Annotated in this window: 21 protein-coding genes; 6 read left to right on the top strand and 15 right to left on the bottom strand. The window is 51.9% G+C overall.

Annotated elements, in window-relative coordinates:
* Positions 1–45 precede the first annotated feature (45 nt).
* Positions 46–3081, bottom strand: a complete 3036-nt coding sequence (locus tag BLQ17_RS15840; RefSeq protein WP_245695183.1) for an FAD-dependent oxidoreductase — start codon at positions 3079–3081, stop codon at positions 46–48.
* Positions 3082–3579: 498 nt separating this feature from the next.
* Between BLQ17_RS15840 and BLQ17_RS15835 the strand changes: the two genes are divergently transcribed.
* Positions 3580–5049 carry a response regulator gene (locus tag BLQ17_RS15835; protein ID WP_092224587.1) on the top strand — a complete coding sequence of 490 codons (1470 nt, stop codon included), beginning with the start codon at positions 3580–3582 and terminating at the stop codon, positions 5047–5049.
* A 46-nt stretch (positions 5050–5095) separates the two neighbouring features.
* Here the strand turns inward: BLQ17_RS15835 and BLQ17_RS15830 are convergent, their stop codons facing one another.
* Entirely contained in the window at positions 5096–5896 is an 801-nt protein-coding gene (locus BLQ17_RS15830; protein ID WP_176761270.1) for a DUF3786 domain-containing protein, read from the bottom strand.
* Positions 5897–6067: 171 nt separating this feature from the next.
* Here BLQ17_RS15830 and BLQ17_RS15825 point away from each other — a divergent pair, with 171 nt between their 5' ends.
* From BLQ17_RS15825 to rbr, 3 genes are all read left to right on the top strand, one after another.
* Positions 6068–6958, top strand: a complete 891-nt coding sequence (locus BLQ17_RS15825) for a DUF2279 domain-containing protein (RefSeq protein WP_176761269.1) — start codon at positions 6068–6070, stop codon at positions 6956–6958.
* Between the two features lie 103 nt (positions 6959–7061).
* Complete coding sequence (locus BLQ17_RS15820; RefSeq protein ID WP_092224581.1) at positions 7062–7256, top strand: ferredoxin; 195 nt, start codon at positions 7062–7064, stop codon at positions 7254–7256.
* A gap of 12 nt (positions 7257–7268) precedes the next feature.
* On the top strand, positions 7269–7844 hold the full coding sequence (rbr, locus tag BLQ17_RS15815) for a rubrerythrin (protein ID WP_092224579.1): 576 nt from the start codon (positions 7269–7271) through the stop codon (positions 7842–7844).
* Between the two features lie 41 nt (positions 7845–7885).
* Here rbr and dfsP read toward each other — a convergent pair whose 3' ends face one another.
* The 5 genes from dfsP to BLQ17_RS15790 form a co-directional block, all read right to left on the bottom strand.
* Positions 7886–8566, bottom strand: coding sequence for a DUF166 family (seleno)protein DfsP (gene dfsP, locus BLQ17_RS15810; RefSeq protein WP_267461765.1), 681 nt, complete (start codon positions 8564–8566; stop codon positions 7886–7888).
* Between the two features lie 23 nt (positions 8567–8589).
* The gene (locus BLQ17_RS15805) at positions 8590–8967 is read right to left on the bottom strand and encodes a hypothetical protein (RefSeq protein ID WP_092224577.1); all 378 of its coding nucleotides are present in this window, start codon (positions 8965–8967) and stop codon (positions 8590–8592) included.
* Between the two features lie 131 nt (positions 8968–9098).
* Positions 9099–11780, bottom strand: coding sequence for a formate dehydrogenase subunit alpha (fdhF, locus tag BLQ17_RS15800; RefSeq protein ID WP_092224575.1), 2682 nt, complete (start codon positions 11778–11780; stop codon positions 9099–9101).
* Between the two features lie 5 nt (positions 11781–11785).
* Complete coding sequence (nuoF, locus tag BLQ17_RS15795) at positions 11786–13567, bottom strand: NADH-quinone oxidoreductase subunit NuoF (protein WP_092224572.1); 1782 nt, start codon at positions 13565–13567, stop codon at positions 11786–11788.
* A 3-nt stretch (positions 13568–13570) separates the two neighbouring features.
* Entirely contained in the window at positions 13571–14038 is a 468-nt protein-coding gene (locus BLQ17_RS15790) for an NADH-quinone oxidoreductase subunit NuoE family protein (RefSeq protein ID WP_218121817.1), read from the bottom strand.
* A 382-nt stretch (positions 14039–14420) separates the two neighbouring features.
* Between BLQ17_RS15790 and BLQ17_RS15785 the strand changes: the two genes are divergently transcribed.
* Positions 14421–15683 carry a radical SAM protein gene (locus BLQ17_RS15785; protein ID WP_092224568.1) on the top strand — a complete coding sequence of 421 codons (1263 nt, stop codon included), beginning with the start codon at positions 14421–14423 and terminating at the stop codon, positions 15681–15683.
* A 36-nt stretch (positions 15684–15719) separates the two neighbouring features.
* A complete protein-coding gene (locus BLQ17_RS15780) occupies positions 15720–16298 on the top strand; it encodes a 5-formyltetrahydrofolate cyclo-ligase (protein ID WP_092224566.1) in 579 nt (192 codons plus the stop codon).
* A 106-nt stretch (positions 16299–16404) separates the two neighbouring features.
* Here the strand turns inward: BLQ17_RS15780 and BLQ17_RS22310 are convergent, their stop codons facing one another.
* From BLQ17_RS22310 to BLQ17_RS15750, 8 genes are all read right to left on the bottom strand, one after another.
* Positions 16405–16581 carry a hydrogenase maturation nickel metallochaperone HypA gene (locus BLQ17_RS22310; protein ID WP_143005527.1) on the bottom strand — a complete coding sequence of 59 codons (177 nt, stop codon included), beginning with the start codon at positions 16579–16581 and terminating at the stop codon, positions 16405–16407.
* A 104-nt stretch (positions 16582–16685) separates the two neighbouring features.
* A complete protein-coding gene (locus tag BLQ17_RS15775) occupies positions 16686–17264 on the bottom strand; it encodes a DUF3786 domain-containing protein (RefSeq protein WP_176761268.1) in 579 nt (192 codons plus the stop codon).
* A gap of 44 nt (positions 17265–17308) precedes the next feature.
* On the bottom strand, positions 17309–17482 hold the full coding sequence (locus BLQ17_RS22305; protein ID WP_218121816.1) for a hypothetical protein: 174 nt from the start codon (positions 17480–17482) through the stop codon (positions 17309–17311).
* 39 nt (positions 17483–17521) lie between these two features.
* Positions 17522–17935 carry a hypothetical protein gene (locus BLQ17_RS15770; RefSeq protein ID WP_092224562.1) on the bottom strand — a complete coding sequence of 138 codons (414 nt, stop codon included), beginning with the start codon at positions 17933–17935 and terminating at the stop codon, positions 17522–17524.
* A gap of 74 nt (positions 17936–18009) precedes the next feature.
* Positions 18010–19971, bottom strand: a complete 1962-nt coding sequence (cooS, locus tag BLQ17_RS15765; RefSeq protein ID WP_092224560.1) for an anaerobic carbon-monoxide dehydrogenase catalytic subunit — start codon at positions 19969–19971, stop codon at positions 18010–18012.
* Between the two features lie 343 nt (positions 19972–20314).
* A complete protein-coding gene (locus BLQ17_RS15760; protein ID WP_092224558.1) occupies positions 20315–21097 on the bottom strand; it encodes an ATP-binding protein in 783 nt (260 codons plus the stop codon).
* A gap of 53 nt (positions 21098–21150) precedes the next feature.
* Positions 21151–21435, bottom strand: a complete 285-nt coding sequence (locus BLQ17_RS15755) for a hypothetical protein (protein WP_092224556.1) — start codon at positions 21433–21435, stop codon at positions 21151–21153.
* A gap of 137 nt (positions 21436–21572) precedes the next feature.
* On the bottom strand, positions 21573–22463 hold the full coding sequence (locus tag BLQ17_RS15750; RefSeq protein WP_092224553.1) for a dihydropteroate synthase: 891 nt from the start codon (positions 22461–22463) through the stop codon (positions 21573–21575).
* Positions 22464–22526 lie beyond the last annotated feature (63 nt).

Raw genomic sequence — 22526 nt, 5'->3', positions numbered from 1 at the left:
TTGAACTTCCCCTCACATCGTCTCCTGTAACAGCACCCCCGACGACTACTTCATCTCGGTCACCGATTCGATCATGGCAAGCATCTGATCATCCCTGAAGTAGTTGATCTGATACGCTTTTGCCGGGCAGACGCCGGCACAGATGCCGCAACCGGTACACTTGACCTCATTATGACTTACCCTGCCGTCCTCATCGATAAACGGAGCTCCGAACGGGCACTTCCTCACACAGGCAAGGCACGACATGCATATATCGCGGTTGTGTTTCGAGATAACTCCAGACACGGTGAGACTGTTCTTGGAAAGCAGCGTTCCCACCCTACCGGCAGCGGCAAGAGACTGACTTAGAGTCTCTTCGAGATTCTTCGGGGCATGGGCGAGTCCGGCGAGGAAAAAACCCTCACTTGGGAAGTCCACAGGACGCAGCTTGACGTGCGCTTCCAGCAGAAATCCGTCGAGGTTGCAGGTGAGCTTGAACTGCTTGGCGAACTCTTCCTGGTCCGGCTGGGGTCGCAGTCCGGTTGACAGCACCAGATAATCTGCGTCGACTTCAATATCCTTGTCAAGTACCGCCGACGCAAAGGTCACCTTGATGGTGTCGTCTTCCACGCTGACCTCTGGTTTTTGCTCGGGGGTGAAGAGAAAAAACAGGACCCCGAGATCCCGTGCTTTGCGGTAATAATTTTCCTTCAGCCCATACGCCCGCATATCGCGGTAAAGTATAACGACCCGGGTTTCAGGAGACTTTTCCTTGATGGCAATTGCATTTTTCAGGGCGTCCTGGCAGCAGATTCTTGAACAGTAATTGTTCGGCTCTTCCCTGGACCCAACGCACTGGATCATGACATAGGTTTCATCCGGGGCGGGATCGATTTCAACCAGCCTGTTTTCCAGATCGCGCTGGGTGATTATCCGCTGTGATTTTCCATACTCATATTCGGTGGGCTGATATTCCTGGCCGCCAACCGCTATGAGTAGCGCCCCATGCCTCACCACCGTGCCGTTACTCAGTTTCGTTGAGAAATTGCCGACAAAACCGTCAAACGACTCTACGGTGGTCCGCATATGGACGGTTATATCGTCTCTTTCCTGGACTTTTTCGATAACCCCTTTAAGGAACGCCGGCACATCGTCTTGCTCAAGGGTAGTGCGCACCTTACGCAGCAACCCTCCGAGACGGTTGGATTTTTCCACAATATGGACCCCGTATCCCTGCTCAGCCATCGACAGCGCAGCGTTCATCCCGGCAATTCCTCCGCCGACAACCAGAGCCGTATGTTCAACGCCCACGGAAGCTTGTGATACCGGAACCAGGTTCCTGGTTTTGGCCACATTCATATTGACGATTTCAATCGCCTTGCGGGTCGCGTTCTCCTTATCGTTCATATGACACCAGGAACATTGTTCACGGATGTCGGCCAGTTCAAAAAGAAATTTGTTCAGCCCAACTTCACGGATGGTGTCCTGGAAAAGAGGCGAGTGGGTTCTCGGAGTGCACGAGGCGACCACTACCCGGTTGAGTCGCTTTTCTTCGATCAGATCCCTTATCTTCTGCTGGCCGTCCGGGGCACAGGCGTAGATAATGGTTTCGGCATGGGCCACCCCTGGTTCCAGGGAGGCGGCATCGGCGATTTTCTGCACATCGACGGTCCCGGCAATATTGGTCCCGCAATGACATACAATGACGCCGACTCGCGGTGCTTCACCCTCGACATCTTTTTCGTCGGGCAACACCACCTGGGTAACTTCGGTACCGCGCTTTTCTCCGAGCAGCATCATCGCCTGCGCCGCCGCCCCGCTGCCCTGGATAACTGTTTCCGGAATATCTTTGGGCCCCTGATAGGTCCCCGCCACGTAAATACCTTTTCTCGAACTCTCGACAGGCCGCAGCTTGGAAGTCTGGGCGAACCCGTACTCGTCGGTATTGATCCCGAAAATCCGTGAAAATTCTGCAGCGTCCACCCTCGGCTCAAACCCGATCGACAGGATCACCATGTCATATTCTTCCCAGACCAGTTTCCCGTCATCGCCAACAGCATGAATTATCAGATTTTTTGTTTCGGGATCTTCGACTATTTCCGAGATCATCGCCCTCTTGTAGACGACCCCCGCATCGTTTTTCGCTTTTTCAATATATTTGTCAAAGTCCTTGCCAAAGGCGCGAAGCTCCATGTAGTAGATGGTCGACTGCACCTCGCTGTCGTGCTCCTTGGCGATGATCGACTGTTTTGCCGCGTACATGCAGCATACCGAAGAGCACCACGGATTGGCGTTGTGCGAATTTCTCGACCCCACACACTGAACCCATGCCAGACGCTTGGGGTGACCACCGTCGGACGGCCTTGCCACCTCGCCTCCACATGGGCCTGATGCGGACAACAGCCGTTCGAACTGCAGCGAGGTTACCACGTTCTCCAGCCTTCCATACCCCAGTTCCTGGCGTATCTCCGGCTGGTACGTCTTCAACCCCGGGGTGAGGACGACGGAGCCGACCCTGATCTCATGCCTTTTGTCGGTATCTTCAAAGTTGATCGCCTTGGCGTCACAGGCCTTTTCACATTTGCGGCATACATTGCGGGTAAGGTAGAGGCAGTAGTCCGGATCGATTGCTCTCGTGTTCGGCACCGCCTGGGGAAAGAGGGCGTAGATGGCCTTGCGCTTGTCAAGTCCCTGGTTAAAGCTATTAACCACCTTGGTCGGACACTGGGGTTCGCAGGCGCCGCACCCGGTACAGCGCTCGGGGTCGACATATCTGGCTTTCTCCACAATGGTGGCGGTAAAATTCCCCGCTTCTCCCGATATGGCTTCGACCCTTGACAGGGTATGCATCTTGATGTTTGGATGCCTGCTGGATTCAACCATGCGCGGAGAGATCATGCACATCGCACAGTCTCCTGTTGGGAAGGTCTTGTCCAGCCGGGACATTGTACCGCCAATAGATGGTTCGTCATTGATCATATGAACCAGAAGGCCGCTATTGGCAAGATCGAGAGATGCCTGCATCCCTCCTATTCCAGATCCTACAACTAATACTGAACCTATCCTGTCTTCCTTGTCCTTTGGGGGGTTAATCCTGGTCACAAAACAATCCTCCATAAGATTTGGCCCCGATAGGTAAACCGCTGGTAATAGTGTTGCTACCGGCGCTTTACAGCGGGTATGCACCATTGTTGCGATAGACAAAAATATCGGTTAAGGATTCGATCAACTGGCATTATAATAGATAATCGCTGTTATCACAGTTTTTTTTTCTGTAAAACCCTATTTGTATATAAAAATGATACTTACCATAAATTTTTCTTGAAATTTGCGAATTTTTCATCCTTTATCGGGTATCCAGACGATTTTATGATAATTTTTTTCAATTTCGGTTGCCGATCCTTATTTTGGTAGTAATGTTACAGTAAAATTACCTTTTTTCTCTTCATCTTTGGTTGTTTGATAGGGTATGGTCTCATTCTGATATGATAAAACCCGGCTCAATGAACAAGGTAAAATCACTTTTGCAGATCAAATGTTAACACGGAACCAACCTCTTGTTATACCGGTTTGTTCTCACCGACTACTCAGGAACTGGAAATGACTACTCCGCCATCATCCGCCCAATCACATGCCGCCAATATCCTGGTCATTGACGACGAACCCAGAATTCGTGATGCCTGCCGTATCGTGCTCTCTGAAAACGGATTTGAGGTCGCCGTCGCCCCGGACGGGGAACAGGGATTGCAGATGATCCAGCAAAAGCATTACGATATAATCCTGGTGGACCTGATGATGCCTTCCATCTCCGGATTCGACGTCCTCAGCGAGGTGAGAAAGAATCATCCGGATACCGTGGTGATCGTCATTACCGGGTATGCCACTCTGGAACACTCGATAGAAGCGATGAAGAGGGGAGCGTTCGATTTCATCCCCAAACCCTTCACCCCCGACCAGTTGCGTGCAGTTGTTAACAAATCCTTGAAATACACCAGCGCGCTGCAGGATATCGCCGACTCCCGATCGCGGCTTAAAATGCTTTTGAACCGCCTCACCGACGGAGTCATGACAACCGACACCAACAAGCTGATCGTCCAGGCAAATCCGTCGTTTCTGCATATGATCGGCTACCACGGCGAAGAGGTGCTCGGCAAACATGTCGCCGACATCATAAGCGACGGCAACATCCTTGAAGCCATCGACCAGGCGCTGTCCATGGGGCCGGAAACCTTTTCAGAGATAACCAATGAACTCCGCATCACCTGCCACGACCAGGAAAAGATCTACAGCTGCCGCTGCGCCCCTTTTCGCGGAAGAACGAAAAACAACCTGGGAACCATCACCGTACTCCACGACATTACCTCGCTGGAAATGATGAATCAGATGAAATCGGACTTCGTCTCCATGGTTTCCCATGAGGTGCGAAGCCCGATGAACTCCCTGCTGATGCAGCTCAAAAACATCAAGGACGGTCTTGCCGGTGAGGTAACCGACAAGCAAAAGGAAATTCTGGAACGAGCCTCGGAGAAAATTCTCAACCTCAACAATCTGGTAACCGAACTCCTTGATCTCTCAAGAATAGAATCGGGGTTGATCAGTCACGAGAAAGAGCAGGTGGACATGGTCGGCCTTCTTACCGAACAGTTGAATTTTCACGCACCCTACGGAGCGGAAAAGAATATCACCATCGACCTCAAGCTCGCAGATGACATCCCCCCGATTTTCGCCAACCGGCAGAATATGGATGAAGTCTTTTCCAACCTGATCACCAACGCCATCAAATACTCGCCTGAAAACGCGAGCATAACCATCAGTGGCGAAACCGAATTCGACTACCTGAAAGTAGCAGTGAGCGATACCGGTTTTGGCATGGCCGAGGAAGACCTAGCGAAAATCTTCACCCGATTTTATCGGGTAAAGGACCAGAATACCAGAAATATTCAGGGAACCGGCCTGGGGTTGTCCCTGGTCAAGTCGATAATCGAATCCCATCACGGCTCGATCCGGGTAAACAGCGTACCGGGAAGCGGTACCACCTTTACCGTCTACCTCCCGCTTCAAGAATCGTGATGACGACTCCCAGCGATCTCCCGGCATAAACCTTGCCGACAAAAGATCAGAATGCGTGTTGATTTGCCAGTTTCTCGAACATCTGCGCCAACCCTGCACCTATGGAAAAGGCCGCGTCAACGCCAAGATTTTCCCCTATGGTCGAATCAAAAAACAGGTTCAGTTTCGACCCCATGCCTTCTTCGGGCATCCAGTAACAGATCATCAAGGGCACCAGGGGGAAAGGATACAGGACCACCGAGACGTCTGAAGCAAACTGTTCTTCAACTTCCCTTCCGTCAAACATCTGTACCACGTCACTGAAAAAATCCGGGTACTTATCTCCCAAACCCTTGAGGACGTCCTCGGTTCTTTTTTTAAAAAGATTATACTTTTCTTGGCCGTTGGGAATTTCCCGAAACGAAATCCATTCCCCCGAGGGTTGTTTCCCCCGGCAGGAGCAAAGATAGGTTAACAGCGGCGCCATCACCCATGGATTGATATGCAGATCGGTCAGGAAGCGGCCGTCTTTTGTCAGACCGAACCTTTTGCCGAGAACATTGAAATAGAGGATACCGTCCCTGACCAGTCCCCCGATGCGGACGGAGGTCTCGGTAAAATCAAGCTTTAACACCTCTTCCAGCGCCATTTCCAGGTGCTCATCCCGCCGCTCCTCGACGTTGCTGCCGTACCTGCTGTCCTGGTATTTTCTGATGACGCTGGGGTGAAGCCTTGGGCATTCTTCAAGCTTGCGGCTACTCTTGAAGACGGCACCGGCAAAAGCGAGGCAGGTCTTTTCCCCGCACAGCCTGCAATTGGATTTATCAAGTTCGACAAAGATTTCCATCACATTTTTCACTGCAACCATCCTCTCCTCCGCAACACTCTTATCCGCACTCAATGAATTTGCCATAATGGTATGAAAATTCCGCCACCGGGTCATGCCGGCTTTTGTATCATACCATATCTATGCTACAATGTTGGTGTAATGGTTTCATGGCCATATTTTCCCCGACAACACGAAAATTCCGGCGTCCCCATGAAGGTAAATGCTAGTATAATAACTACCATTGTCGTTGCCACCCTGATTTGTGTCGCACCTCTGCCGGCTTCCGATGTCAGCCACCACCCAGAAGAAAAGCCGGCGCACCCCGCCACCTCGGCCCCCTGCCCCAACGGTCGCAACTGGTGGACCGACCTGGATAAAGAAAAAAAACTGCTCTACACCAATATCGCCGCAGCCTCGGTTATCGGCCTGTGGGGTATGTCAGAGTGGGACTATGGATCGATCGGGTGGTACAACGCCAATGAGGGTTGGTTCGAACAGGACACCAAATACGGCGGCGCAGATAAAGTCGGCCATTTCTGGATTTCCTATGCGCTCGCAGACGGACTCTCGGCGCTATATAAAAGCTGGGAATATGACCAGGATCGGGCAAACCGGCTTGCCCTGGTTTCTTCATGGACCATCGTCACCGCCATGGAACTCATGGACGCTACCAGTGAAACCCAGGGGTTCGCGTGGGAGGATATCGTCATGAACAGTTTCGGGGTGCTGGCTTCTGCGGTTATGCATCGGTGGCCTGGGCTCGATCGAAAAATAGACTTCAGAATCGAATATGTCTTCAACGAGGCTATCGATGGCTTTATCACCGATTATTCCAATATTTTTTATTCGATTGTGGTCAAACCGGCGGGATTCGATTATATTTCCAATAACATATTCGACTATCTCGAACTTCACGGAGGATACTACACCAGAGGTTATACCGACAACGATGATGACCGGACACGATCTTTCTATGTCGGGATAGGTATCAATTTCTCCAAACTGTTTCAACAAAGCGGCTGGCACAAAACAGCGAAGGTTCTCGAATATCTCCAGCCGCCGTACACGGTTCCCAAAGCGTCAGCCGATTTGAGCCGATAATTCGTCAGACGCATTGGCGACACTTCTGGCACAATCGGGCCTACTTGCAATCTAAAGGGTGCAGGCAGGAACTCAACTACTCAATTAACCAGGGAGAAACGCAATGAAAGTGACCATCACCAGTCAATGCATGGGAGACAGGAACTGTAACAAACTCTGCCCGGAAGTGTTCGAATATGATGAGGATCAGCTCCTTTCCATCGTCAAATACGACATGATCCCGGAGCATCTTCAAGATGTCGTCCGCCAGGCCGCGGCGGAGTGCGGCGCCGATGCCATCATAATAGAAGAAGAATAGCGGAGATCAGCGATGGGAAAATTCCGTGAAAGCAGGACAGCCCATAACCTGCTGCTTTCTTACTCGGCAGAAGCCCAGGCCCGTACACGCTACAACTTTTTCGCCACCCGCGCCCACGACGAGGGGCTGATCCAGATCGGGCGGCTTTTCGACGAGACGGCGGCCCAGGAATATGAACATGCCCTGCGCTTTTTTAATTTTTTCAACGGGGGCGAACTTACTATAACGGGCGCCTTTCCCGCGGGAGTGATCAAGGACACCAGGAGCAACCTGATCGCGTCAGCGGCGCTGGAGCTGTACGTTCATGACGAGATGTACGCTGTTTTCGCCGAGGTTGCCGAGGCCGAAGGCTTTGCCAGAGCGGCCGATACCTTCAATGCCATTAACGTATCGGAAAAAAACCACGAGATAATGTTTCGCGAGCTGGCGGAAAATCTCGCAACCGGTAAAACATTTCAAAAAGAATCGGTGGTAACCTGGAAATGCCTCAGCTGCGGCTATCTCCATCATGGCAAGACACCGCCTGACAAATGCCCGGCCTGTGTAAAACCGCCGGGCTATTTCGAGATTCTCAAGAAAAACTGGTGACAGAACAATGCATTTGTCAACACAGACAAATGCTTTGTTTTTTATTCGTCGGACTCATCTGCCTGTTCCACCAACGTTATGATCTCGCCTATGGCTTTTGCCAATTGGCTCGAATGGATCTTTCCGGCAAAATGGACAGGACTTTTCCCGTGGATCGGGTCCCACCCGGAAGGATCTGCAGAACAGTAAAACTGTGTTTCAAGCCCTATTTTCCGTACCGCGTCGTCCACCGGATGACCTATCAGCCTCGCCGCAGCTTCCCACGTTGCCCCGCACGGAGCCCCGCGGACGACACGAACGTTTCGTATTATCCCGCCGTCAGCCTCCACCACAAACTCGGGAGCGCCAAAATCTTCACCATACCTGCCAAGGCCGACCTGCCTTGGAAGTCCGCATCAGGTCGGCGGAGTAACTATCCCCCTGCCCACTGTTTTCTTGCCCGAGGCGATCATCGGGATGTTTTTCCCGGCACACAGCGCCGCAAGATCGGTCGACAGATCACTGTGTTTTAGAAAATCAAGGACCAGATCACAACAGATGTCAGCCGGCAGATAGTCACTGGTATCATCGAGGACGGGGGGAAGAACATCGTCTATATCGACAATCTCAAGACGAAATTTATCTTTTCCGTACTTTTCCAGTCCTGCAATTTTTTGTTTCCCGCTGCCGTTTTGTTGAAAAATCAACACGTGCTGGCGGCGATTTTCGTCGGATTCACTCACAACTTTTCCCCTGCACGGAAGAATTAAATATCAAGCCTTACCCATCGGGTACAGTACCGGTATCCCGCTTCCAGTATCTTTTTTACGTTCACGTTCGGACGAACCAACACCTTGAACCCGCCGTCTTCCTTTCGACAGAGCATTATTCCGTCACGAAATTCAATTTGTTCCTTTGCTGTTTCAACCATAAGCACCTGTTCGATCTCCTCAGTTTCCAGTTCCCCATCCTGAAACTCGAAATATGCCATCTGCGCCATGGCGTGGTATTCGTGTTTGGCGTTGGCGCTGTCTTTTACCGAAATCATCTTAATATATCCCGGTTCCGTCACCGCAATATCAGGGATGTATATCAAGGACTCATATTCGGCGATTTTCTCCCCGTTGGTGTGGATTGAAATCATAGGACATCCTCCGGTATTATTGCTGAAATCCTGCACCCGCAGCCTCCGGCTAAAGAGACGAAAACGGGAAGCTGAGATTTTCTCAACTTCCCGTTGTAAACATTAAATCCTGTACAGGATAAATGCCAGTACTACTTCTCCAGTCTTACCGCACATACCTTCGCTTCCATTATCTTGCAAACCGGATCCATGGCGTCGCTGGTCAGCAGGTTCGCTGCGGCCTCTCGGTAATGAAATGGAATGAAAACAACATTTTGCGGCACAATATTACTCACCTTGGCCTTGACCTTGATCTGACCTCTTCTTGAGCTGACGGTCAGTTTTTGCCCATCGGCCACCCCAAGGATTTCAGCGTCGGCCGGATTGACTTCAACAAACGCCTCCGGTGCGATCGCATTGAGTCCGCTGGATCTCCTGGTCATGGTACCGGTGTGGTAGTGGAACAACTCCCTGCCGGTGGTGAGCACGTACGGATATTCCTTGTCCGGCAGCTCGTCCGAAGCGACAAACGGTACCGGAGTAAAAAGCGCCTTGCCGTCTTTTCGATTGAAGGATTCAGCAAACAAGAACTCGGTGCCGGGGTGTTTTTCATCCGGACACGGCCACTGGATACCGCACTTTTCGATTCTCTCGTAGTTGATCCCCGCGATTGCGGGCCACAGTGACGCCACCTCGTCAAAAACCATGGCCGGATCGAGGACATCATCTTTGTTGCCGCCGTCGATCCGTTGGTAGATCTGGTTGATGATATCGAGATCCGACTGTGCCTGTCCCGGCGGATTTACAGCTTTACGGACCCGCTGCACCCTTCTTTCCGAAGAGGTGAACGTCCCATCCTTTTCAGCAAAAGAGACGCCGGGCAGAACCACGTCGGCCAGCGCCGCGGTCTCGGTCATGAAAATATCCTGGACCACGAGAAACTCCAGGTTCTTAAACGCCTTCACCGAATGAGAGGTGTTAGGATCGGAAAGAGCCGGATTTTCGCCGAAAACGTACAGACCCTTGAGAGTGCCGTCGATCATGGCGCCGGTCATTTCCGTAGCCTTGAGTCCTGCCTTGGCGGGAAGTTCGGTGTTCCATGCCTTCTCGAATTTCTCTTTTACCGCAGGATCTTCGACGTTCTGATAACCCGGATAGACATTGGGCAACCCACCCATGTCACAGGCACCCTGAACGTTGTTCTGACCGCGCAGCGGATTGACGCCGGCTGCCCGCTTGCCGACATTTCCGGTAAGCATCGCCAGGTTTCCGACCGCGTTGACATTGTTGGTGCCCATCACGTGCTGGGTAATACCCATGGCGTAATAGATACCGGCATTTTTTGCCTCTGCGTAAATTCTCGCAGCTTTTTTGATATCTTCCGCCGGTACTCCGGTCTTTTCTTCACCATACTCCGGAGTAAAAGTCTCAAGGGACTTGACGAACTCTTCATACCCTTCGGTCCTGCTGTCAATAAACGCCTTGTCCTCCAGCCCTTCAGCCAGGATAACGTTCATGATTGAGTTCAGCAGCACGGCGTCGGTACCCGGCCGATGCCTCAGCCACAGGGTGGCGTGTTTTACCAGAGGAATTTTTCGCGGATCGGCAACAATCAGCCTGGCCCCGTTGGCCACCGCCTCTTTCATCCTCAGCCCGATAATCGGGTGGTTTTCCGTGGTATTGGAGCCGATAACAAACAGTGCGTCGTTTTCTGCAATCTCCTTGACGGAGTTGGTCATTGCACCTGAACCGAATTTGGCGGCCAGACCGGCCACCGTAGCACTGTGTCAGTATCTCGCGCAGTGATCGATATTGTTCGTCCCGATCGCCGCACGCATCATCTTCTGGAAAATATAGTTTTCTTCGTTGGTACATCTTGCGGAACAGAGCCCGCCGATAGCGTCGGCTCCAGACTCTTTCTTGATCTTGGTAAAGCGTTCGGCGACAAAATCAAGAGCTTCGTCCCAGCTCACCCGTTCAAGGGTTCCCCCTTTTTCCCGCCTTATCATCGGCCTGGTCAGCCTTTCCGGGCTGTTGATAAAATCGAACCCGAATCTTCCCTTGACACAGAGCCAACCCCGGTTGTGGTTGTTCGCATCGGAGGTGACGCGGATAACCTGGTCACCATTGGAGGAAAGTGTCAAATTACACCCGCACCCGCAGTAGGTACAGGTGGTGTCGGTTTTTTCCACACCTTCCATCCGCGCTTTTCCGGCCCATATAGCCCCGGAGAGGGCGCCGGTCGGACAGACCGAAACACACTGGCCGCAGAACTCACAATCCAGGTCTTTCCCGAAAGGAGGAATAACCTTGGCTTCAAAGCCCCTCTCGGCAAAACCGATGGCGCCCACCCCCTGTACTTCCTCACACACCCGCACACACAGGCCGCACATCACGCATTTATTCTGCTGGCGGACAACGAACGGGTTCTTGTCGATCCGGTGGTGATCCCGCATCTCCCCTGCGAACCTGTTTTCACGTATGCCGTACTGGTAGGCAAGTTCCTGGAGTCTGCAGTCGCCCGTTCCGATACACGTCATGCAGTCGTTGGGGTGATCGGACAGCAGCAGCTCGACCGCCGTCCGGCGAAGCCGGTACAGCCGTTCGCTCTGGGTCTTGACAATCATATTGTCGGTTGCAGGCGTGGTGCAGGAGGTAACCGGCTTTCGCATTCCGGCGATCTCCACCACACACAGCCTGCATGCGCCGTAGGGCTTGAGCCTGTCGTCATGGCAAAGAGTGGGGATATTTATCCCCAGCTTCTTTGCTGCTTCAAGCACGGTAGTCCCTTCGGCAACTTCTACATCTCTTCCATCAACGGTCACAGTTATCATGGTCACTACTCCTTTAACACGGCGCTGAATTTACACGCATCAAAACAGGCACCGCACTTGATGCATACCGAATTGTCGATTTTATGGGGCTGTTTCACCTGTCCGGATATGGCCTTTACGGAACAGGCTCGCGCACACATTCCGCAACCGATACACATGTCCTCCCTGATGAAGAACGTCAACAGCTTATTGCACACCTTCGACGGGCACTTCTTCTGTTTGATGTGGGCTTCATACTCATGACGGAAATATTTGATGGTGCTCAGTACCGGATTGGGCGCCGACATACCAAGCCCGCAAAGACTTGAATCCCGCACGTCTTCCGCCAGTTCCTGCAGCAGCTCTATATCCCCCTCTCTTCCCTCTCCGTCAACAATTCGTGTGAGGATCTCAAGCAGACGCTTGGTCCCAAGACGGCAGGGAACACATTTGCCGCACGATTCAGCTTGGGTAAACTCAAGGAAAAATTTAGAGATATTGACCATACAGTCGGTTTCGTCAAGAACGACCATACCGCCTGACCCCATCATCGACCCGACCGAGGCGAGTCCTTCATAGTCGACCGGCAGGTCGATATGCTGCTGCGGAATGCAGCCGCCGGAAGGACCGCCGGTCTGAACCGCCTTAAAGAGCTTGTCGCCTTCAATACCGCCGCCGACGTTAAAGATGATATCCTTGAGCGGCATCCCCATCGGAATCTCGATAAGCCCGGTATTCCTGATCTTACCGGTAAGGGCGATAACCTTGGTTCCCTTGCTCTTCTCGGAACCGATCGACGCAAACCAGTCGGCACCTTTGTTGAGGATCTGAGGGATATTGGCAAATGTTTCGACATTGTTGATAATTGTCGGTTTCCCCCAGAGTCCTTTGTTGGCGGGAAACGGCGGCTTGGCCCGCGGCATTCCCCGCTCACCTTCAATCGAGGCGATAAGGGCGGTCTCTTCACCGCAGACAAAGGCACCGGCGCCAAGCTTGACCTTAATCTGCAGATTAAATCCGCTGCCAAACAGGTTCTCGCCGAGATACCCTTTTTCTTTCGCCTGCTTCAGCGCCATATTGAGACGGTCGACCGCGAGCGGATATTCGGCACGGATATAGATGTATCCCACCGACGCACCAATGGCGTAGGCGCCGATGATCATCCCCTCGATAACCGCGTGGGGATTACCCTCGATGATCGAACGGTCCATAAAGGCGCCGGGATCACCTTCGTCGGCGTTACAGATAATATAGTACTGATCGGAATCGTTGGCGGCACAGAAGCTCCACTTCACCCCTGTCGGAAAACCGCCGCCCCCCCTGCCTCGCAGCCCGGAATCCTTGATGGTCTGGATTACATCGGCGGGACTCATGGTGTCCAGCACCTTCTGTGCCGCCTTGTATCCGTCAACCGCCAGGTATTCATCGATCGACTCCGGATCTATCTTGCCGAGGTCGGCCAGAACGATCTTGGTCTGATTGTCATGGAAGGTGTGATAATCCTCGCCGACCAGCCAGTCACTGACCGGTTTCCCGCCAACGACATGTTCTTTTACCAGCTTGGGAACCATGTCCGCCTGGATATACTGGTACGTGGAGACATTACCGTTTATGGTGATGTCAACCAGCACGTCTCTGGCACAGAAACCACGGCATCCCACCTTGTGCAGCCGGCATTTTTCCTTTACCGTGGCGTTTTCAACACCTGCGGCTTCCAGCTCACTGATGAACGCCTCCATTACCTGGCTGCCGCCGGCGGCGATACCACCTGTTCCCATGCACACATTGACAACTATTTCATTGCTCATGGTCTATTCCTTATATTCTTTAAGACTTTTCACCATACTTGCCGGTGATACCTTACCGAGAACCTTATCGTTCACCAGCACGACGGGTGCGATACTGCAGGCCCCAACACAGTTGACCCGTTCCATGGTAAACAGCATATCCCTTGTTGTATCCTGATCTTCCTTGAGCTTGAGATCCTCCCGTACTTTTGCGATGATGCGCGGCGCCCCCTTGACGTGGCACACCGTTCCGCAACATACGGTGACGATATTCTTACCTCGTGGGTTCTGGTGGAACTGGGAATAGAACGTAATTACACCATAATACTTCGAGGCGGGTATGTTTGTGCGCTCGGAGAACCAGTTCACGACCTCTTCCTGGATGTAGCCGAATTCATGCTGAACTTCCTGCAGAACGGTGATGAGGTTGTCCCCGTTGGCTTCACACTTTTGGTATATACCCTCAAGCGTTTCCATCATCTGCTTTTCCATATACGTCTCCATAAAAGATGTTTCTTCACTTTCCGGCGGAACGTGTTGTGCACCGACCGCCTTTGCAGCGCTGAAAAAAATCTATCCTTCAACAAGGCTATTTTCATCCGGCAAAAACCAGCCGACAATAATCAAGCGATGTCCATAGCTCATCGAAAAAATCCGCTCTCCCCCACACAAAATATTTCACTATAACCCAAAACCAGTTCCATTTCCAAGAAGTTTGACCGCAGAATATCAACTAATAGCGTTTATTTTTAAGGTTTTTCCAACTGATCACCCTGCTTGACTTTCCAATCCCGATTTTGTAAAAAACAACCTGCAAGCTGGTTCTCGACACAGAAACTGCCTCTGGCAGTGATCAAATGCCCCAGAGTCTACCATGAATATGATGTATCCTTCATCGTCCTTTACCCTTACCAGGTACCACTCGGGGAGCAGATCGTATACCAAGATGAGTTTTCCGGTGCATTGCGGCTCCTACCACATCATTGAGACCAGAAGCCATATTTTCCACTTTAACCTCAACCATGAGATCATAAGGGCCAGGTCCAAGGGAAGTGATTGGGGACACCCCCACGAATGGCTCAAGCGTACCGCCGGAAACGACTGGGTATACTATTCAACCGGAGGATATGCAGGAGTCTTTGAAGCCATAGGTGAGTACTATCTGCCAAACTTCAGATACCCGACCAACAATATCCTCGGCGGCACCCCGTTCAAGCTGCCTGACGTCACCGAGCTTGTCGATGGCTGGTACGACATGGTTGCCGCCCTGTTACCGGCCAGCCAAGACGATGACCAGCATCGTTTTATCAAGTCGGTGCTGCGCAACACACCTTCGCTGCTTCAGGCAAAAGGGGAGAAACTCCATGACATTATCGGCGGTGTGGTCTCGGTGTTGCCGCCCGACGCCAGGCACGTCGACTACAATGTCATACCGCTGACGATATCAAGAGGCTGTCTCTATAAATGCAGGTTCTGCAAGGTAAAAAACAGCACCCCCTACCGGGAGTTACCGGCTGCTGAAATCGATCATCAGCTCATAAGCCTCAAAGAGCTTTACGGCTGTGACCTGACCAATTACAACAGTCTGTTTCTCGGCGAACACGACGCCCTCCAGGCCGACCCCCGGCTTCTTGTGCAAACAGTTGAACGGGCGCTGACCGGACTGGGGCTGACGCATTCGGCAATCGACGGCGGCAACGTTTTTTTATTCGGCTCGGTCTTTTCGTTTCTCGGCGCTGACCCTGGACTGTTCCATGCCCTTGACAGGCTGCCGGGAAAAATTTTCATAAATATCGGCCTGGAATCAGCGGACCAGCAAACCCTTGACAGACTGGGCAAACCTATTTCAGCCCAAAACGTGAAAGAAGCTTTTGCCAGGATGCTAAACATCAACAAGACTTACCCTTCAATAGAAGTAACGGCCAATTTCATTATGGAAGATGATCTGCCTGAAAGCCACTATCCGTCGGTTCTTGCACTGATCCGCGACAGCCTGGTACGCAACTGCCCGAAAGGAACGATCTATTTTTCCCCGCTGCGGTTTGCCCAACCCTCGAGAAGCAGGCTGTTTGAGTTCAACCGACTCAAAGTGGCCAGCAGGCTGCCAACCTATCTCTATACTATTCAACGGCTGTAACCAGATAAACGTTCAACCGGCCAGGAGCCAATACCCATGACCCCCTCGCAATTGAGAAAAGACATACTTGGAAAAAGAAACAACCTTACCCCGCAGGAACTCAAGAAAAAATCATCCGCGGTAAGAGACAGACTTCTTGCCATGGATCAGGTCCGTGAGAAAAAAAATATTTTTGTCTACGTGAGCTTTCGCAGTGAGGTCATGACCTTTTCACTGATTGAAGATCTACTGCGGATGGACAAGACGGTCACAGTTCCGATCACAAGGACCGCCGACAACAGACTCGACGCCATCAGGATAACGGACCTTGAACGGGATCTCGTTCCTGGCTACTGCAATATTCCCGAACCGACAAAACAGTTATGCAAACAGCAGCTGATGTCACCCCAGACCATCGACACCGTTCTGCTGCCAGGCTCGGTTTTCGACGAAAGAGGCGGACGTTTCGGCTATGGCGGCGGTTATTACGACAGGTTTGTCTCGAAAATTCCGCACGCGGCGCGGATAGGCCTCGCCTTCGACCTGCAGATAGTCGACAAAGCTCCCCTGCAGGACCATGACGAACTGCTTGACTTCGTGGTCACGGAATCCCGCACCATCCGGGGCCAGCGGTAGTTCTTCCGTGTCCAATACGGACGCCATGAAGAACCAGGCCGGAGAAACCGGCCTGGTTCTTTTTGGGCCCGTCTGTGTTCATATCCCCCATGAACAAGGGGTGCTGCTATTTAACAGCCGCTGCTTTAGGATCGACGGCGGTTCCGCAGGAGGGACATTTGGCCGATTTTTCGATCTCATCAGAGAAAACTTCCCACTGGTGCCCGCAATCGGGACACTTCACTTTGACTTCACTTAAGGTTTTGTTGGCTTCAAAGCCCGGGCAATGTGTGTTGTTGGTCATATTTCTCTCCTTATTTTTTTCTTTTAACTGCACTCATTGTATTTCACCATAAACCCTAATGCAACCTCGTGCCAATACTGTTTGTCAGAAAAATCGAGAAATTTTCACAACTCCTGCTGGGGTTGACCAAGAAGTTTACCCGACAACAGGGTAGCGGTCATTGCCAGACACTCCATGTCAAGGAACAGGGCTGCCGACTTGTGGTAAAGAATGGAACAGGAAGCGGGAAACAACTCGTCGCGGTCATTGAAGTTGAGAAGAACCGGGATTCTCGGAAAAGCATAAAACCTAAGAGAAACATCATGGGTCTTGCTCTCAAGGAGTTCGCCGCCAATATTCATACTGCGTTTTTTCAAGCCGTGTATATTTCCCGAGAAATGCGACTCCAGCGTCTTGTTGGTATTATTGGTGAAATAAGAGACGAGGGGCGCCGAATTTTGAAATTCCCGGAAAGTGGCTAAATTTTCGTCCAACTGTGGAAGCGGTGCGGGGCAGGTAAGAACATACATGCAGATCATCACCTTCACGGCCGGTACAACCTCCCTGCCATCAAGAGCTGAAATACGCTGCGCATCGACCCGGTAAACATCGTCGTACAGCTTAATCAGCAGCCCTTCTCCGTCCTGCTCGGCCCCTAAGGGCCCGCATTTTGCTATAAAGTCCATGGAACGGATTTGTTCCATATAATGATCACAGGTCTCATCAAAAACCTTCGAACGTTGCCGCTTCACCGAAGTTGCTCCATTTCCTTCAGCAAGGCGTCTTTTTCATCTTCCAGCGCAAACAGGTCCATCATCACCGGAGGCTTGACCGAATGGGCCGGCAGCCGACGCTTGGTTTCGGCAATTTTCTGTTCCAGCTCTGCCAGTTCTTCCTGCAGACGTCTTCGTTCAGTTAACATGGCAACACCGTGGAAATAGATATATTCAAGGAAAAAATATTACAAAGAGGAGTACATTTCCAGCTCTTTCACCAGCCGACCGGCTTCAACATCAGACGCCCATCTTTTTTCCACCTTGTAGAAGAAGGTAGCGCCCAATCTCGACGACCTTGAGAACGTGACGATTTCAAATCTGTTTTCTGCTGTCCCGTGATCCTCCACCCAGAGAACCCTTTGCAGCTCAAGGGAAAATTCCGCGCACAATTTTTTGGCAAATTTTTCCGGATTTGCAGATACGGAAAATCCGCTGCCGGTCTGGGCATATACGCACACATAGGGTTTCAACGGTTCAACATTGCCCTTGGCCGGCCATTTGTATATCGTCACATCACAGGCACCGGCAGACCACGCTATCTGCTCGCTGTTGTCTTCTCTGATCCCGGTCCAACTGTATCTGCCGCTGAAAATAGCCATTATCTGCTCCGTATTCGCTTTGCACCTGTCAGGGAAGGCCGACTCACCTGCCTTCCCTGTCATATTATCACCGATCAGGCGTTGGCATCAAGGGACCGCCTGTCAGCCATGTCGAGCAGTACCCTTTCCCTGGCCTTGTCGATGCCCAGAGCCGCCCTCTTCTCGTCGATATGAGCGATCATCAACCGTGCCATCTCTTTCGGGTCGTCGGAGAACGCCCATTTGCCAAACCCTTCATTTTCCAATCCTTCAAACAGATATTTTTCAAACTGGGTCCCCTTGGTCATCGGAAAAGTGTGGCCGAAGACAACATAAACCCCGCTGGCGACGAAATAGTGGCCAATGGCAATGGCCTTTTCACTCATCCATTCCGGGGCACACCCGGCCGCCGGCAGATCGGCGAGACAGTCGCCAAGCCCGCCCACCCGGACCATTTCGGATGCGGCGATCAAGATCCTGGAGTTGTCGACGCAGGCGCCAAGCCCCAATATGGGCGGCATTCCGACCGTTTCACACACTTCCGCAAGTCCCGGTCCGGCAAGTGCCGCAGCCCCGGGACCGGTGAGGCCGGCCTTGGCTAGTGCCATCTGTGAACATCCGGTCTGCAGCACCAGCACATCGTTACGGATCAGCTCCTTGACCAATTCGACATGGGAATAATCCTGCTTGGAGCGGGGATTGGTACAGCCGACAACTCCCGCAACTCCGCGAATACGACCGTTGATGATATTGTCGTTTAACGGCGTAAAACTGCCCCTGAAAGATCCCCCGAGCATATAATTAATATACTCGTAGGAAAAACCGTGCACCCCTTTTACGGTCTTCCTCGGAATCCGCACAGGCTTCTTCCTGGTCTTGAACCGGCTGATCGCCTTGATGATTATCTCCTCAGTACATCCCAGGGGATCATGCTCGTCCAGCTGGATATGAAGCGCCCCCTCTATCTTGGCCCGATAGTTGGTAGTAATAAAGGGAGTGTCGTAAAAATCGGCCACCCGTTTGAGATCCTGTTTGATGCACTGGATATCGACAGTCATCGCGTCCACCGCCCCTGTTACGAGGACCGCCTCGGTACTGGAAAAATTTCCCGCGTGGGGGAGCCCGTGGCGTGACATAACGTCAAGTCCTGAGCAGCACATTCCCACAAGGTTGATCCCCTTTGCCCCGGCATCGACCGCCATCTGCTTAAGGGCCGGGTCGGCGGCGGAAATCATCATCGCCTCCAGCAGGATCGGTTCATGACCATGGACAATGATGTTGACCCTGTCTTCCTTCAACACCCCCATATCAACCTCAATTTCAACCGGCGATGGAGTGCCGAACAGGATATCGGATATATCGGTTGAAACCATGGACCCGCCCCAACCGTCCGCCAGGGCTGTGCGGGAGATCTGCTGCGTGATATTTTTATAGTCTTGGTCCACGCCTATCGCGGTCCGATGCATCATTTCCATAATTTCCCGCATCGCTCCCCTGGGGACTATCCCGGCCTGCCGCCAAAGTTCAAGAGTCTTTTTGGGTACCCGCTTCACCATGGGAATTTCACCGTCCACCTGGGTATAGGTCCGCTCGAGTTCATGATACAGATCCATGGCCACTTCCTTAAGTTCCCTACCCTCGGTCGGGATCTCAAGCGAGGTTGCCACTTCATAGAGTTTCATAGGATCTTTGATGGCGAAATCCTTCACCTTGCCGTTTATGACATCGCGGAACAGTTCGAGCATTGCCATACCATGATCGGTATGGGCAGCAGTACCAGCAGCCACCATCCGACCAAAGTTCCTGGCAAGTATGGTATCCACCGTGGCGCCGCACACCCCCACACGGTCGTAAGGACTGTTGACATTCATTCGGCATGGTCCCATTGAACAATGTTTGCAACAGGCCGACTTCTCTCCGATAGGACAGGCTTTCATGGCATTGGCCCGGTCGAAAAAGAGTTCAACTCCGTCTTCACGAGCCTTGGTGATCATCTGCGCAGTTGAGTCACAAATAGTTAAGTCTTCTACATTTACGAGTTCTAGTGGTTTAGCCATAGTGCCTCCTGTTAGCATTGGTTTTGACAGTTTGGCGAGTATCCTCTTGTGTGGAAGAACAATGGCAGGACAACTCTCAACTGCACCGTTGTTACCGAACTGTATCGAGTTACAAAATAAGAACCGGTCCTTATTGAGACAAATTCCTACTTCTGTAGTATTGCACCACACAGTGGCATTGTCAAGTCAATTAACGAAGTGATGGCGATAAAAAAACTCACTTTTACAATGATATATGGCAATAAGGGGCGGACCGGAACAGCTGGAGGGTAATTTGATTCCAAAACTATCTGTCATGCCGTCACCGCTCATCGGTAAACGGCATGATGGCTGCAAAAATCTGCTATGCTTTCTTCATGGAGTTCAGTTTGTCGACAATATCGAAAATTTCCCGGGGGCATGTTTCGATATCCTCAAAAGGCCTCCGCCCTTCCCTGTCGGCGGTGACGATTTCATCGTTTTCTTGGAGAAAACCGAGGATTTCAAAATCGGGCAGAGTCTCGCGGATAAGATTTTCATCTTCCTTTGACCGCAGACGATTTGCCAGCACCAGAATATTGCTGATACCTATGTCCCGGCCAAGCTTGCGAATTTTATCGGCCGCAGCCCTTGATCGAGCCCCGGGGTTGACGACGATGACCAGGGCATCCACCGATGCAGAAGTGGCCCGGCCAAGATGTTCCACCCCGGCCTCCATATCCATTATCACGATATCGTCCCGAAACAGTACGAGATGGTTCATCAGCGCCTTGAGCACGGTACTCTCCGGGCATATGCATCCGGAGCCGCCACTCTGAACAGTTCCCATCACCAGCAGCTTCACCCCGTCCCTCGACCGGGAAAAACGATCAGGAATATCGTCTACTTTCGGGTTGAGCGAGAAAAATCCGCCCATCGTTCCGGGCTTGGCCCCTGTCCGCTCTTCGATCAGCTCGGTCAGTTGCGAAACCGGGGTGATCGGTTCCGTCTCGTCAATACCGAGGCCGGCGGCAAGGTTGGTAACGGGATCCGCATCGATAGCGATTACCTTGTTTTTTTCATTCAAAGCCAGACAGCGTGCAATCAATGAGGTTACCGTGGTTTTTCCTACCCCACCTTTGCCGCCTATTGCAATTTTAAGACTCACAGTTACAATTCTCCTTAGTCAGCGGAGCTTATCGGCCAGTTGCCCCCTCCGCGTCACTCTTTGACAATGCGGCCCTCGCGGTCGACAATGGCCACCACAAAATCGTTTTTCTCCGCAGCTTCATGCAGTTCTTCAATATGAACAGCCTGTAGTTCATATTTCCTGCCTTTTTCCCGGGGCATTTCAAGATAGCAGTCGTTGGCTTCTTCCTTGGACCGAAATGCCGGGATAAAGTTTATCTTCTTTTCCTGGTTATAGAGCCCCAGGTAGCTCTCTTTTTTACCGGGGTCGCATACAAACACGTATACCCACCCTTCTGTATTGGCTTGGTCAGTCATTTTGTCAGCTCATCGTTGTAAATTTCTGGCTTTCCCAGGCACCTTGTTGCGCTCTCACAACAGTGGTAAACATTTTTCGGCAAAAAAAAAGCCCCACCCCGCGAAAGGATGGAGCTTTTCCATGCAATACGACGCTATCAGATTTCCAGATAGGAATCAGAGAACAGACTCTCGCCGGTGATAACCCGTACAGTCTTCACGTAATCACCAAGTTCCTTGGACAGGGTGGACAGATCGGGAGCGGTGCCGTCCATCGCCTGATAGACAACATCGACGATATCCTGCCGCTTGCCCTTGGCTACCTCGGTGAGGTTGGTATCGAGCGGATCGGAGATAACCGACTTCATACCGTACCGGCCCAGCATGACCATGAAGGTAGTGTTGATAATCGGCCGCAGATGTTCCGGAGGACCGTTGGAGATATTTGACAGACCGCAGGTAGACATGGCTCCGGGAGCGATGTCCTCGAGCATCATCTGGAAGTTAATCAGTGACATGCACTGCGCCTGCTGAATGTTGACCGGTGTCACGATACCGTCAACCCAGATCTTCTCGTTAGGGATACCGGCCTCGTTGGCCGCATAGAGCAGTTCGACACACAGCGCGGCGCGCTCGTTTTCGTCGCGGGGCAAACCGTCCGGTCCCCACATCAGCGCGACTATGTCCGCATCATACTTTGCCGCCATGGGCAGCATCTCGGTATATCTCTCGGCTCTTGCCATGATCGAGTTGACCACGTGCGGCTTTGCTGCGGGCTTGAGTACTTTAAGCCCTTCCTCGATCGCGGCGATATTTGACGTATCAAGCAGCAGCGGGGCGTCCGGTGCTGCTTCCTGGACAACCTGGCATACCCACGGCATCAACTCGTGACCATCTTTTTTGGCCGGACCGAGGTTGATGTCGATATAATCCATGCCAAGCTTGAGTTGTTTTTCGCATTCAGCCTGGATTGGCCCGGGATCACGCTCTTTGAAGGCCTTTCCGATAACCTTGGAAATAACGTTGAGGCTTTCGCCGAAAAGAATCATATTTCTCTCCTTATAAAAAATAGTAGGTGGTTCCGCAACAATGCACAGTAATCAACCTGTATT

The sequence above is a fragment of the Desulforhopalus singaporensis genome (assembly GCF_900104445.1).
Classification (GTDB): Bacteria; Desulfobacterota; Desulfobulbia; order Desulfobulbales; family Desulfocapsaceae; genus Desulforhopalus_A; species Desulforhopalus_A singaporensis.
The sequence above is the reverse complement of the archived record's forward strand: the minus strand, read 5'-3'. Positions and strand labels throughout refer to the sequence as shown.

Excerpts from the sequence above, each read along its gene's own strand:
- BLQ17_RS15835 (WP_092224587.1), top strand. The coding sequence starts at position 3,580 with ATGACTACTCCGCCATCATCCGCCCAATCACATGCCGCCAATATCCTG.
- BLQ17_RS15830 (WP_176761270.1), bottom strand. The coding sequence starts at position 5,896 with ATGGTTGCAGTGAAAAATGTGATGGAAATCTTTGTCGAACTTGATAAA.
- BLQ17_RS15825 (WP_176761269.1), top strand. The coding sequence starts at position 6,068 with ATGAAGGTAAATGCTAGTATAATAACTACCATTGTCGTTGCCACCCTG.
- BLQ17_RS15820 (WP_092224581.1), top strand. The coding sequence starts at position 7,062 with ATGAAAGTGACCATCACCAGTCAATGCATGGGAGACAGGAACTGTAAC.
- rbr (WP_092224579.1), top strand. The coding sequence starts at position 7,269 with ATGGGAAAATTCCGTGAAAGCAGGACAGCCCATAACCTGCTGCTTTCT.
- BLQ17_RS15805 (WP_092224577.1), bottom strand. The coding sequence starts at position 8,967 with ATGATTTCAATCCACACCAACGGGGAGAAAATCGCCGAATATGAGTCC.
- nuoF (WP_092224572.1), bottom strand. The coding sequence starts at position 13,567 with ATGAGCAATGAAATAGTTGTCAATGTGTGCATGGGAACAGGTGGTATC.
- BLQ17_RS15790 (WP_218121817.1), bottom strand. The coding sequence starts at position 14,038 with ATGGAAAAGCAGATGATGGAAACGCTTGAGGGTATATACCAAAAGTGT.
- BLQ17_RS15785 (WP_092224568.1), top strand. The coding sequence starts at position 14,421 with ATGAATATGATGTATCCTTCATCGTCCTTTACCCTTACCAGGTACCAC.
- BLQ17_RS15780 (WP_092224566.1), top strand. The coding sequence starts at position 15,720 with ATGACCCCCTCGCAATTGAGAAAAGACATACTTGGAAAAAGAAACAAC.
- BLQ17_RS22310 (WP_143005527.1), bottom strand. The coding sequence starts at position 16,581 with ATGACCAACAACACACATTGCCCGGGCTTTGAAGCCAACAAAACCTTA.
- BLQ17_RS15775 (WP_176761268.1), bottom strand. The coding sequence starts at position 17,264 with ATGGAACAAATCCGTTCCATGGACTTTATAGCAAAATGCGGGCCCTTA.
- BLQ17_RS22305 (WP_218121816.1), bottom strand. The coding sequence starts at position 17,482 with ATGTTAACTGAACGAAGACGTCTGCAGGAAGAACTGGCAGAGCTGGAA.
- BLQ17_RS15770 (WP_092224562.1), bottom strand. The coding sequence starts at position 17,935 with ATGGCTATTTTCAGCGGCAGATACAGTTGGACCGGGATCAGAGAAGAC.
- cooS (WP_092224560.1), bottom strand. The coding sequence starts at position 19,971 with ATGGCTAAACCACTAGAACTCGTAAATGTAGAAGACTTAACTATTTGT.
- BLQ17_RS15755 (WP_092224556.1), bottom strand. The coding sequence starts at position 21,435 with ATGACTGACCAAGCCAATACAGAAGGGTGGGTATACGTGTTTGTATGC.
- BLQ17_RS15750 (WP_092224553.1), bottom strand. The coding sequence starts at position 22,463 with ATGATTCTTTTCGGCGAAAGCCTCAACGTTATTTCCAAGGTTATCGGA.